We start from the raw sequence: 12,246 nt of genomic DNA, 5'->3' as shown, positions 1-12,246 counted from the left end.
CACTTGTCAATAGCTACGCGCAACTATTGTACTACAATTGACACCCGACGGTTTGCTTTACGGCCTTCAGGAGTGCTATTGGATGATTTAGGCTGGGTTTCACCTTTGGCATCAGTTACAAGTTGATCAGCTGTAATACCGTTTTTCACAAAAACAGCTTTTACTTCCTCTGCGCGATTTTTCGAAAGTTTCATGTTGACATCATCTGGTCCAACGTCATCAGTATGACCAGTCAATATCAATTTTTTGTCCTTGTGACTTGCTAAGTATTGTTTAGCTTCGTTCACAAACTGCTGATTGGCTTCTGTCTTAATATAAGAAGCACTTCCCGTTTTAAAATACAAATCAAGAGGCTTGAAAACGCCTTCATATTTTTCGGATGCCGCTAGCTCTTCTTCGGTTTTAGGCATTATCAAACTATCAAATTTGAACTCCATACCATGCGTCGAATCCTCAAGGCTAAACGTTAAATCCACTTGTTTACTCTCAGTAGTCAATTGCCCCGAAGGTACCCCCGCCGCTAGCAAATATTGTTTGAGAGCATCGGCACGCGCCAGTCCCAAGTCCGCAAAAGAGGAAGGATTTTGCTCTATCGAAGAGTACAACCCCACAATAGAAAGTTTACGTTGAGGGTTTTGTTTAAGATAGGCCGCCAACGAGTCGAGTTCTTTCTTAACATTCAAGTAGTTGGGCTCTACCAATGATTTTTTAAACCCAAAATTCAACGCAGATGTCAAATTTAAGTTTGTCCCGTCGACGATGTTAAGAGCTGGCACGGTATACTCTACGGGGGAAGAAGATACCGCTGCTGTCGGTCCTTCACAGAGTTGCTTAATCTTACAAACGTGCCAGTAAGTAGAGCCGCCTATCCAACCAATAAGCGCAATCCAAGCTAATGTTTTGATTCCAGATAGCATAAGGAGTTTATAATTGAGTAAACAAAAAGAAGTTATTGGTATTTATGACGTTAAAATTTCAAATAAGTCTCTCATTAGGCTTTAAGAAGTTTTTATTTCTAAAAAAAAACGCTGGAAAGCGATTGCCAAAAATTGTTTTATTTGAAGGTCTACCACAAAAAAATAAATATTTTTACACAAAATAAAATTTTGTTAATTATATAACAAAACCGATTAATTATATAATAAAATTGATTTAATATCAAACAAAAGGATAAATATCAAAATAATATTCCGAATCAATATAATATTTGCCGCCACTTATATCAAAAAACGCCCGTTCATCCATTTTCACTTCTCTAATAAACAACTAAGTCCGAAATTTGCATTGTTAAAAACAAATAACAGCCACAACAAAAGACAATTAAATCAAAGTAACCATTATGAAAACGTTAGTAATCACAGCCGCCTTAAGTGTTTTATCACTTGGACATATTGCAGTAGCTCAAGATGGAAAGAGCATCCGCACTCAATCTCAGATTGTAAAAGAAATGTTGGAAGCACTCCCAACCCAAGATACTAATACAGAACCAGCTCCTTTGTTTTCAATCAACGACCTGCGTCTTATCGCTTCTCTCCCTACAGTTGATCAAAACGTAGAAATTCCTCAATTGATCAATGAGAAAGAAGTTTTTGTAAAAAACAATGGTGTAGATGCCCCCAAAGCTGAAGTAAAGCCCGCTGGTGAGGTTCGTCGCGCTGACAAATAATCTGATAAAATCAATTCCCCAAGGTCACTTTTACAAGTGACCTTTTTTTATTGTAAAAAACCAATACAAGTATCTAGCTCATTAGCAACTTATTAGGATTCAGGCGGTAGTAGAGATACGAGTAGCATTCAACACACTGAAATCCCACGAAGAAAAAGCATCATGGTATAACTGTCCTTTTTCAATCACCAATGGGCTCGGGATATTATTATGATAAAGTTGTCCAGTTCCTAAGCCTTGTGGCAGTTGATTGTCAAACTCAGCCGTAAACTGAGCAATGGCATTGAGCCCCACATTCGATTCCAAGGCAGAAGTAATCCACCATCCGATATCAAGACGTTGAGCGGTCTCGATCCATTCGCGGGTAAGCTCAAACCCACCTAAAAGCGTAGGTTTAAGAATAATATATTGAGGTTTGAGACTTTTTAAGAGGCGGCGCTTTTCTGCATAATCAAAAGTTCCGATCAATTCTTCGTCTAAAGCTATTGGGATAGGAGATGTTTCGCAAAGCTCCGCCATAAAGGCCAATTGTTTAGATTTTATGGGCTGTTCGATAGAATGTATTTCAAATTCTGCCAACTTTTGGAGTTTCTCCTTCGCTTCGAAGGGTTGAAATGCACCGTTTGCGTCTACTCTAATGCTGATTTCATGGGCTCCAAAATGGCTGCGTATATGTTTCAAAATTGACCGTTCTTGTTCAAAATCAAGCGCTCCAATTTTCAGTTTAAGCGTATCAAATCCGGCCGTAATTTTTTCTTCAATCTGCTGTAGCATAAACTCATTAGTCCCCATCCATATCAGTCCATTGATAGGAATGCGACGGCGACTAGCTACAAAATCATTTGAGAAAAGCACACTTTTGCAACCATTGAGGTAATCTAACATGGCTGACTCAAATCCAAATCGAATAGAGGGCCACTGATTACCAATAAGTTGTTCTAAAATAATAGGAATATTCCAACTGTATAACTCTAAATCCAATTGATTGAAACTTTGACATATAGACTGTAAAGTTTCTTCAAAATCTGGACGATCATCGATGCTCAGTCCTGCCAAAGGACCGCATTCACCCAATCCCACCAATGAAGGCTCACTATCGTCATAGATTTTAATCAACCAAGATACTTTTTCGCTCAAGACACCGCGAGAAGTTCCTGCTTCAAAGCGAAAATTTAGCTTATACGGTTGATAATGAACCTGTAATGACATTAGAAATATACTGTTTGGGGTAATATGGTGCACAATTTAGAGAAAATTACCTTACTTTGCTTAAGTCACTTTAAGAAAATGTTAAGAAATTTATCAAAAGGTATTAGGCTATTGTTAAGCCCTTTCAGCTTGTTGTATTGTTCAATCACATCATTACGAAATTATGGATACGACTCTGGATTAAAAAAAACATACCAATCAGTCACCTTTAGCATCAATGTGGGTAATTTGACGGTTGGTGGAACTGGCAAAACACCCCACATCGAATACATTACGACTCTTTTAAAACCTCTTTATACTTTGGCAATCCTCAGCAGGGGCTATGGAAGAGATTCTAAAGGCTATCTCAAAGCCTCTCCCCAATCAAGTGCTGCCGAAATTGGCGATGAGCCCCTCCAAATTTATCGACGATTTGGGCAACAGATACCTGTATATGTATGCGAAAAACGAGCTGTGGGTCTACAACTTATTCAACAAGAAAAACCTTCTCCTCAAATCATATTGCTAGACGATGCCTTTCAGCACCGCGCTATCACTCCTCACCTCAATTTGTTATTGAGCGACTACGGACGATTATTCTACCAAGATTTTCTCCTTCCAAGTGGTTTATTGAGAGAATCACGCGCTGGTGCTAAAAGAGCCGATGCAGTCGTCATCACAAAATGCCCTGCTACCTTGGAAGCTACCCAAAAAACGCTCATCACAACTTCGGTAAAGCACTACGCAGGCAGCGATACGCCTGTATTTTTTTCTACTTTCGAATACGGTCTTCCTACTGCTTATATTCCTAATACAGCTTATGCTTTCCCTAACCAATTTTGGCTTGTGTCGGGAATTGCACAACCTCATATTTTTGAAGAAGCAGCCAAAGAGCATTTCCAAATAATGGGACACACGGCTTTTGGTGACCATCATTCTTTCTCCAACGATGACCTCCAAAAAATCATTAAGCAGGGTTATCCGATTCTAACAACCGAAAAAGACTGGGTGAAGCTACAGCCTTTGGTAGAAAACATAAAAACAGAAGCTGGCAAGTTCTTTTACTGGCCCATTAAAGTAAAATTTGACACGTCCGATTTTGACAACTTTATTCTTAACGAAGCAGCGCGACAGTTCCACGTTTAATAAAACTTCTACCCACTTTATCACTCACAATCACCTTATAAAAATAAGGTCCATTCGGAGCTGGTTGGCCATTGAGTTTACCGTTCCAATAGCGGACGTTAGGTGTAGTTTCAAAGATAATATTCCCCCAGCGATCATAAATAAAAATTTCAGACTCGCCTTCTGCCTCAGTTTTGATTTCAAAAACATCATTGATTCCGTCTCCATTGGGGGTAAAGGCGTCGGGAACAAAGACTCCTGCTAAAGAAGCACATAAAGCAGCAGGCGGATTGACACATATTTCATTCGATAAGATTTCCCCGTCTTTTGTACTGAGTTGTAATCGATAACAAGCTTGTTCTCCACATTGTGCCTCGGGGTCATCTTTAGACCACACCGTCTGAGTAGGTGCCCACCACAAGGCATTGTTTTTAGTAACTGTTCTTTTTGTTATTTCTGCGGGATAAATATAAGGAGCAATATTGATAGTATTGTAAGTAGAGCTTGGAACTACTTTCAGAAAAGTGGTACACAAAATATTTGACTCAAGTGAAGCAATACAGTTTTCGGTAGGGCGAAATTTGTAGCAAAATATTCGATTGGTATCAACCGTTATTTTCACTTTTTCTTCTTCACTTCTGACAACAATCCCTGTATTCTGAAAAGTTGTAAGGCCATTTTGGCGGTAGAGCGTAAGCTCAAATTGATTAGGATTAGAGATTGTTAACTCTCCAGTAGTAGCATCTAGTATTTCAAGCTTCGTAATTTTTGCCGGAACAGTTGCTACATTTAAAGAAATGGTACGAGTAGTTTTCCCTCCACAGTTGCTAGTTTTATGTTTCCCCTGGACGGTAACCGATTTTGTTTCAAAATTGGCATACTGATGCGGTGCCGACAAATTTAATCTATTGATAATAGACGCATTGCCGTCGCCCCATTCAATCACATATTCTTCATATTGTGGAATATCATGGTTGGTGATTGTGAGCGTGACGTTGCCGTCTGGGCAAGGTACTACCGTAAATTCGGGAGGAGTGGGGTCTTGCACCGTAATCGTCGTACAAGCTCTTTGGGGTTGTCCTTGAGCATTTTCTGATAGTTTCATTACAACATAACTACCAGCCTTCGTATAATTAAAAGAAGCATCAGTAGTAGAAGTATAACCAGAAGGATCACCGCCTTTGTAATCAAAAATATACCGAACGTTGGTCAACCCTGTTGGCGATTGGGTATCTATTATTTGATGCGGAGCACATCCCACCGGGTTCAAAACTTTGATAACACCCGGTAAAATACCATTCCCAACACATTGATTATCAGCGGGTGTTTGGGCAGAAGTGAACAAACTTACACCATTAAACACAAAAAACAACAACAGCCACTTTTCTGAACAAAACAAAAAAGGTGGTACGAACAATAGAGTTTTTTTACGATAAATCTTCCTCAAAAATCGCATTCACTTTATCCTTTATTCGTAAAAATAACAAAATAGCGGGACAAAAATTGCACCCGCTATCGAAAATTACTAGTATTTCTTCAAAAAATCTAAGAATCGTAACTTAATCCATATTTTTTCAAAACGTCCTCAGGTACGCCATCCCAAGCATTAGGGCGGTTTCCTACATATCCCAAATATTTAAATCCCACTTCAGTAGTAAAATATCCCGTTGCGGTTAAGTTTCGCATTAGGTTAAAAAACGATACTCCCTGGCTCATTTCTGGTTTGGCTTGAGCTGGATAAGCAATTTGGTCGAGCATTTGTATTTGTTGGGCTTTAGGACAAGCTACAAATTTCTTTCCAAACTGTTTGAGGCATTGGTTATCCAACCAGCTCAACCCACCACGCATGGGAGTTTGATGCTGCGGCATATCTTTAACGATAAATTCGATAAATTCGGCAACTTTAGCTTCCGTTGCTCCACCAAATTGGCCATCGGCCGGAATGATGAAATCGGCCAGTACCCGAATCGTCTGCATCTCGTGCGGAGTAAAAAAGACCGTAGCTGCAAGTTTAGCATCTCTAGCAAGTTCTGCTGCACTTTTGCCGTTTTTAAAGTCAGAAAGTGAAGGGGGTGCTACTGCTTTTTTGGGTACATCTGCCTGCGCTTCTGTACCAGCGATGGTAGCCGTAAGGGTACCGAGTGACAATGCTTTTAAGGTATCTCTGCGTTTCATTTTTGTAGCGATTAAATGGTGGGTAGCAAACATCCATAAATACTTACCACCACACTCCAATTATAAATTCCCTTTCTTTCTTTGGTCAATAATGTATTCTGAAGCACGCATTGAAAGTGCCAAAATCGTCCATGTAGGGTTTTTATCGGCCTGTGACACGAATGTACCTGCATCTACCACAAATACATTGCGTGCATCATGCAACTGACTGTATCGATTAGTAACAGATTTGCTTGGGTCATCTCCCATACGAGTAGTTCCTACTTCGTGGATAATACGACCTGGCGCCGCTAATCCGTAGTTGGTTTCGGGGCCAGGTTTTGAGCCATTAGGAATCCCCCCCATAGCAGTGATGATTTCCTCAAAGGTATCTTGCATGTGCTTGGCCTGCTTGATTTCGTGCTCCGACCATGTGTATTGGAAGCGTAATACAGGAATACCGTATTTGTCTACCACATTAGGGTCTATTTCGCAGAAGTTGTCTTCACGGGCAATTGCCTCTCCACGGCCTGCCATCCCAAAATTGGCCCCGTAGAAATAACGGTAATCTTCTTTCAATGAAAGTCCGTATCCTCCTGCCTGTTTCATTTTGCCGTCTTTGCCAGGATACTTTCCGTTCATATTTTCCATACCAAATCCAAAACCATAGCCTGGCATTCCCATGCCTCCGCCATACTCGATGTGGTACCCGCGTGGGAAGTCAAGTTTTTTGTCGTTGAGCCACCAAGGCGTATAAACGTGCATCCCTCCTACTCCGTCTTCATTATAGCGCTTACGATCTACCAAATGAGGCAAAAAAGCACTACGTCCTGCACCTGTCGAATCGTGGAGGTATTTACCAAGTACACCGCTTGAATTACCTAGCCCTTTGGTATGTCTTGACGACTTTGAATTCATCAACAAACGCGCTGACTCGCAAGCACTTGCGGCAAGCACAACTACTTTAGCGCGAACAGTATACTCTTGAAGATTGTTTTTGTCTACGTAAGATACTCCCGTAGCTTCGCCGTTTTCGTTGGTAATGACCTCACGAGCCATTGCATTAGTAAAGACTTTTACGTTACCAGTCTTTACGGCAGGTTTTACCAATACTGACGAAGAAGAAAAGTCGGCATAAGCTTGGCATCCACGACTACACTGAGAGCAATAGAAACATGAACCACGCTCATTGTTGATAGGCTTGGTCAAAATCGATAAGCGCGACGGGATAATAGGAATGTTGACTTTTTTACCTGCCTGCTTTAGCATCAACTCATGCAAACGAGGCTTGGGGGGCGGCAAAAATATACCGTCGGGTTCGTTTGGAATGTTTTCTACACTTCCAAAAACACCCACAAGTCTGTCTACTTTATCATAGTAAGGTTTTACATCATCATAGCTGATAGGCCAGTTGTCACCAAGCCCATCTACATCTTTACGCTTAAAATCTAAAGGACCAAAACGCAGCGAAATCCGTCCCCAGTGATTGGTACGTCCACCTAGCATCCGCGAACGAAACCAGTCAAATTGAGTGCCGCTTTTGCGCGTATATGGCTCTCCTTCAATATCCCAGCCCCCCCAAGCAGCATCAAAATCCCCAAAAGGACGATGCGTACTTGCACCACGACGAGGCGACTCCCAAGGGTTTTTGAGTTGAGTAATATACTTTGGGTCGGCGGGATCGTACCAAGGCCCTGCTTCAATCAAGGCAACTTTCGCACCCGATTCAGCCAATACTTTGGCCGCCATACCACCACCAGCACCTGACCCTACAATACAAACATCATAGACGGTGGGTTGTTCTTTGATTTGGAAACTCATATACGTAGAAACAAAAGGGTTTTTAAAATTTTTGTTTAATTCTATAAAGGATTTCGCCTTTTACAAATACTGTATAATTTTTTATCAAGGCTATTCGTAATCATAAAGTTTTTCGGAGCCACTCTACATCCCAGCAGCGAGAACGCCAATCGGGCTGTAGCTTATGTGTAGATTTCCAATATTTAATCTCTTCCAAAAGGTGTTTCTCCCTACCTGCTACTCTGCTATCTTTTTGCTCTATAAGCATCTTCAAATACGGCAGCCTGCTAGGTTCGAGGGTTGAAATATACATCAAATCTAAATGTTTGGCATAATTTATATTGTACCAAGTCATAAAACGACTCCAATCGACGAGCCCCATTGTGACTGTCACGATGTACACCATCCATAAGTTTCGACGCCACAAAAACATGTTAGAACGTCGGTATTTAATTTTAACATACGTTAGAATCAGCCCCCCAAGCGTCAGTAATAATCCTAAATGCACCCCTACTTTTTTAAAAGTTAAACCAAAAGACTGAATATACACTGTATTTTTATAAAAAGTAAGTATTCCCAAACATGCGTTCAAGACAATCCAAATTACTGCCAGTCGGATTAAAAGTTTATTTTTTGAGTAAAAATTTAGATTCCCCTTAAAATAGTACATGATTAGTCCGATAGCAAATAGGATACTTATAATCAATGCATTAAAGCCTTCGTGCAATTGTCCCGAAAAATCTTTGGAGGAAGGATAAAACCCCGGAACCAAAATTTGAAGCAAATTAAATACCAAAAATATACTAATCAGAAAATTAAGCATGACAAATGAGATAACACCTTCCTTGTTTTGATACGCAAGAGCTAGCATTTTAATGTTTGGCCGATTTTCTCTGATGCGCTCCACACTATCTGAATGAGCAATATCCCGTTGCGTAAGTATCGACTCTCCAACCGGATAAAACAGACCACATAAGCTTATCATGATACATAAAATATAGCCGATTAATAAAAAATCTACCTCCAGCTCAAAGGTTGGTAATTCAATTCCAAACTCAGGATTGGCCCAACAATAAAGTAAATAAAAAAAAGCGGTCACCGAAAAAGGTATCACATACAACGAGTACTTGGCTTGCCCTAAAACCCGTTTCCCATTGCCTACAAAGTGCTTAAAACCTTGGAATAGATACTTCCTTTTCCAAAAAAAACTAACTCCTATCAGATTAAGAAAGCCATTGCAAAATGCTACTAATAGGCTACTTTTAGGAGCATACGTGAGACCAGCCAATACCAGCAAACTCATCCAATACATCATTGGCAACCAAGGACTTGTATGCCAAGCCAAGCCCAAAGAAGCAGCGAAGTATGTAGCACACCCTAGCCACCATTCTTTGCTCTGCCTAACATGTGACTGACTTGCCATAATAAGACCAATGATAACCACTGAAAATACTACTACATTATAGCCATGCAGTTGATCATAAAATAGGTAGGTGTATATCCCTACCGCCAACCCCCAAAACAATAGTTTTTTGTCCATTTTGTGTTATTTTTAAATTAAAAGTACTTTGTATTACAAAGTAAATAAATCAAAAACATCACTTCCAAATCTTTTTTCAATAAATTTGCGTCAACAAAACTGATAATCGCATTGTTTCAGACACTTTCTACCCACGCAAACAAATACCTACTTTATGGGCTTGTGGCTATTTTGGCACTAGCCGCTGGCCTAAGACTTTTCCGCTTGGATGCTCACGGTATATTTTATGACGAAAAAGCCACGATGGTGGTAAGTCAGGGAATCGTACAAGATGGCGGCAATCAACACGATGTGTTTGACAAAGGAAAACTAGTATTTACTAATCAAGAATTTTGGCGGGAGAAAAAACTCCCCGATTATTACGAAGCCATGACTCGCAGCGACATCGGCAACAGTTCCTTTTATTATTTTATATTACATCATTGGCTTAATCTATTTGGTATTTCTGATTTTTCGGCTCGTTTACTGTCGGTTATTTTCAGTGTATTGACTGTTTACTTGATATTTGTTTTTACAAATCACTTTACCAAATCTAGCACGCTTGCACTAACGGCAGCGTTTTTGGCCGCTATTGAACCATTTTTTGTGGCTTATAGTCAGCAAGCACGCAATTACTCTCTTACTTTTTTCTTGACTTTGTTGGCTACGTATTTTTTTCTACGAGCACTTGAAGCCGACACCCAAAAACAAAGCTCTTGGAAGTGGTACGTAGGCTATGGTATTACGATATTGTTGGGGCTTTATGCACATTTTCTAGTGGCGTCGGTTATGTTGGCCCACGGTGCTTATGTCTTATTTTTTGTCAGAAAACTTAAAAGTTGGATTTCTTTCTCGTTAGCGGGGGCTTTTGCCATGGGTGGTTTGGCTTGGTGGTTTGTGTATGGCGGCGGTCAATACACCCTTTTTAGTCTCAATCATCAATCAAAAGTTTATCTTGAGTGTGCCCTTAATCGCCCCTACAACAACCCTTACGGTATTATTTTGCCGGCTACATTCAAAAATGTTTTTGACAAGAGCCTGCCTATCTTTACCGACTTGTGGATTTATTCAAACGGACTTGTGGGTACACTTGAAGGCAAAAAGAACATTGTTTTATCGCTTCTTATGGGAATAGGGCTGATTTTTGCGTTTCGTTTCAGTCAGCGCAAACCCGAAAAAGCCACCATTATTACTTTGGTATCGGCTGGAATACTTGGGGCAAGTGCTATTGTGTATACGACTCAGCGTCTAGGCTTTGTGATTGCGTCGGTTGCAGTTTTGATGCTCTACTTGGCTTTCTACAAAGTCAAGCTACTGGATAAAAAACTTTTAGGTTTTTTCATTATTATTGCCATTGTGCCCTCCGCTTTTTTGATCTTGAATGCCGTAAGAAGTGGCCATACTTATGGTCTTACGCAAAGATACTCAGGCTTCTCGTTTCCCTATGTTGTCATTTTGGCAGGTATGGCTCTTTGGCAACTATTAGAAAGTAAGGGGGTGTTCAAGTTCTTGATTATTGCGATTCTCGTCGCCCAATTAGGCCTGATTACGACTACCTTAGGAAGTATCTACGCTGATACTTCCCCCAAGTATAGTTACCGTGCTACTCCTCGCCTTCCCAATCCTCACTATGCTGCTGCGCAAAAAGCATTAAAACAATATCAACCTGGCGATACGATTGTGTTGCCTGCCCCTTTAGCGAAGTTTGACAACCCCATGGATAAGACTTATCTGCCTTATTCGGTGGTTGATGCACAATATTTTAACTTGTATTTGCCAAAAGACGGTATCTTTGTGCAGCGATTAGATACCGTAAATGTGAATCAAATCATTCTTAAAAAGGCTACAGGCCAACTGATTGAATTAACAGACTTGAAAGGAAAAAGATACTAATGGTAGCAACACAAACAACTTCAATCGACTATAAAAAACTCAGCGGGGACTTACGTCTGAAGGTCCTCAGTCTTTATAAAAAAGCCAATGCAGGGCATATCGGCTGCTCTTTGAGCTGTGTAGATATACTAATCGCGGCCTTGATTCAACAAAAAAGAGCGCAAGACACTTTTATCTTATCGAAAGGGCACGCGGCAGCGGCACTTTATGTGGCACTCAATCACTTAGGTGAAATATCTGACGACGAACTTGATACATTCTATAAAGACGGAACTACCCTCCCTGCTCACCCTGCCCCTAACAAACACGCGGGTATTCCCTTTGCAACGGGATCATTAGGGCACGGACTGCCGATTGCTTCAGGGATGGCTCATGCGTCAAAACTTGCTGGAACAGATTCGCTTTCATTTATTCTAATGTCGGACGGTGAAACCAATGAAGGAACTACTTGGGAGGCAGCCCACTATGCGATTCAAAATCAACTAGACAATTTGATTCTTATCATCGACAAAAACGGCCTTCAAGGCTTTGGGAATACCACTGATGTATTGGGAGAAACCGCCTCTCCTGCTAAATGGAAAGCCATTGGCTTTGATGTATTTGAAGTAAATGGCCACGACCCAGCTGCCATGATTGAGCTTATCGAGGAAGTCAAAAGTAGAAACAATGGGATTCCGAAGGCAATCATTGCGCATACTACCAAAGGAAAAGGCGTATCGTACATGGAAGATCGCATGGAATGGCACTACTTGCCTATGAGCGATGAACTATATGAGAAAGCCAAAGCCGACGTCAACCAATTCTATTTTTCTTGACCCCGTCTAGCTTTACTTGGTAGGTAGTTTTAGAAAGTAAAATTATCTCTTCAAAATACTAATAACGATTTTTTACTTAAGTACAA

At 40.6% G+C, this 12,246-nt stretch carries 10 protein-coding genes; 4 read left to right on the top strand and 6 right to left on the bottom strand.

The window, feature by feature from the left end; all coding sequences use genetic code 11:
- Positions 1–23 precede the first annotated feature (23 nt).
- Positions 24–917 carry an OmpA family protein gene (locus P1X15_RS28585; protein ID WP_277341549.1) on the bottom strand — a complete coding sequence of 298 codons (894 nt, stop codon included), beginning with the start codon at positions 915–917 and terminating at the stop codon, positions 24–26.
- Between the two features lie 422 nt (positions 918–1,339).
- Here P1X15_RS28585 and P1X15_RS28580 point away from each other — a divergent pair, with 422 nt between their 5' ends.
- A complete protein-coding gene (locus P1X15_RS28580; RefSeq protein ID WP_277341548.1) occupies positions 1,340–1,666 on the top strand; it encodes a hypothetical protein in 327 nt (108 codons plus the stop codon).
- Between the two features lie 99 nt (positions 1,667–1,765).
- On the opposite strand, the gene P1X15_RS28575 is transcribed toward P1X15_RS28580, so the two are convergent.
- Positions 1,766–2,875 carry an o-succinylbenzoate synthase gene (locus P1X15_RS28575; protein WP_277341547.1) on the bottom strand — a complete coding sequence of 370 codons (1,110 nt, stop codon included), beginning with the start codon at positions 2,873–2,875 and terminating at the stop codon, positions 1,766–1,768.
- Between the two features lie 129 nt (positions 2,876–3,004).
- Here P1X15_RS28575 and lpxK point away from each other — a divergent pair, with 129 nt between their 5' ends.
- Positions 3,005–4,000 carry a tetraacyldisaccharide 4'-kinase gene (gene lpxK, locus P1X15_RS28570; RefSeq protein ID WP_277341546.1) on the top strand — a complete coding sequence of 332 codons (996 nt, stop codon included), beginning with the start codon at positions 3,005–3,007 and terminating at the stop codon, positions 3,998–4,000.
- On the opposite strand, the gene P1X15_RS28565 is transcribed toward lpxK, so the two are convergent.
- The 4 genes from P1X15_RS28565 to P1X15_RS28550 form a co-directional block, all read right to left on the bottom strand.
- Positions 3,969–5,396, bottom strand: coding sequence for a T9SS type B sorting domain-containing protein (locus tag P1X15_RS28565; protein WP_277341545.1), 1,428 nt, complete (start codon positions 5,394–5,396; stop codon positions 3,969–3,971). The two genes, lpxK and P1X15_RS28565, sit on opposite strands and share 32 nt — an antisense overlap.
- A 128-nt stretch (positions 5,397–5,524) precedes the next feature.
- Positions 5,525–6,154 (bottom strand): gluconate 2-dehydrogenase subunit 3 family protein, encoded by a 630-nt coding sequence (locus tag P1X15_RS28560; protein ID WP_277341544.1) that lies wholly within the window; start codon positions 6,152–6,154, stop codon positions 5,525–5,527.
- 60 nt (positions 6,155–6,214) lie between these two features.
- On the bottom strand, positions 6,215–7,954 hold the full coding sequence (locus P1X15_RS28555; protein ID WP_277341543.1) for a GMC family oxidoreductase: 1,740 nt from the start codon (positions 7,952–7,954) through the stop codon (positions 6,215–6,217).
- A 100-nt stretch (positions 7,955–8,054) separates the two neighbouring features.
- Positions 8,055–9,473 carry a DUF4153 domain-containing protein gene (locus P1X15_RS28550; RefSeq protein ID WP_277341542.1) on the bottom strand — a complete coding sequence of 473 codons (1,419 nt, stop codon included), beginning with the start codon at positions 9,471–9,473 and terminating at the stop codon, positions 8,055–8,057.
- Between the two features lie 111 nt (positions 9,474–9,584).
- On the opposite strand from P1X15_RS28550, the gene P1X15_RS28545 reads away from it, so the two are divergent.
- Both P1X15_RS28545 and P1X15_RS28540 read left to right on the top strand, forming a co-directional pair.
- Positions 9,585–11,345 (top strand): glycosyltransferase family 39 protein, encoded by a 1,761-nt coding sequence (locus P1X15_RS28545; protein WP_277341541.1) that lies wholly within the window; start codon positions 9,585–9,587, stop codon positions 11,343–11,345.
- Positions 11,345–12,160, top strand: coding sequence for a transketolase (locus P1X15_RS28540; protein ID WP_277341540.1), 816 nt, complete (start codon positions 11,345–11,347; stop codon positions 12,158–12,160). The genes P1X15_RS28545 and P1X15_RS28540 overlap by 1 nt, the downstream gene beginning before the upstream one ends.
- Positions 12,161–12,246 lie beyond the last annotated feature (86 nt).

The organism is Runella sp. MFBS21, assembly GCF_029433105.1.
Classification (GTDB): Bacteria; Bacteroidota; Bacteroidia; order Cytophagales; family Spirosomataceae; genus Runella.
Note: the sequence above shows the minus strand (reverse complement) of the source record. Positions and strands in the feature narration are given on the sequence as shown.

What these genes read in the sequence shown, in the direction of transcription:
- P1X15_RS28560 (WP_277341544.1), bottom strand. Translation starts at nt 6,154, where the DNA reads ATGAAACGCAGAGATACCTTAAAAGCATTGTCACTCGGTACCCTTACG.
- P1X15_RS28555 (WP_277341543.1), bottom strand. Translation starts at nt 7,954, where the DNA reads ATGAGTTTCCAAATCAAAGAACAACCCACCGTCTATGATGTTTGTATT.
- P1X15_RS28580 (WP_277341548.1), top strand. Translation starts at nt 1,340, where the DNA reads ATGAAAACGTTAGTAATCACAGCCGCCTTAAGTGTTTTATCACTTGGA.
- P1X15_RS28550 (WP_277341542.1), bottom strand. Translation starts at nt 9,473, where the DNA reads ATGGACAAAAAACTATTGTTTTGGGGGTTGGCGGTAGGGATATACACC.
- P1X15_RS28575 (WP_277341547.1), bottom strand. Translation starts at nt 2,875, where the DNA reads ATGTCATTACAGGTTCATTATCAACCGTATAAGCTAAATTTTCGCTTT.
- P1X15_RS28585 (WP_277341549.1), bottom strand. Translation starts at nt 917, where the DNA reads ATGCTATCTGGAATCAAAACATTAGCTTGGATTGCGCTTATTGGTTGG.
- P1X15_RS28540 (WP_277341540.1), top strand. Translation starts at nt 11,345, where the DNA reads ATGGTAGCAACACAAACAACTTCAATCGACTATAAAAAACTCAGCGGG.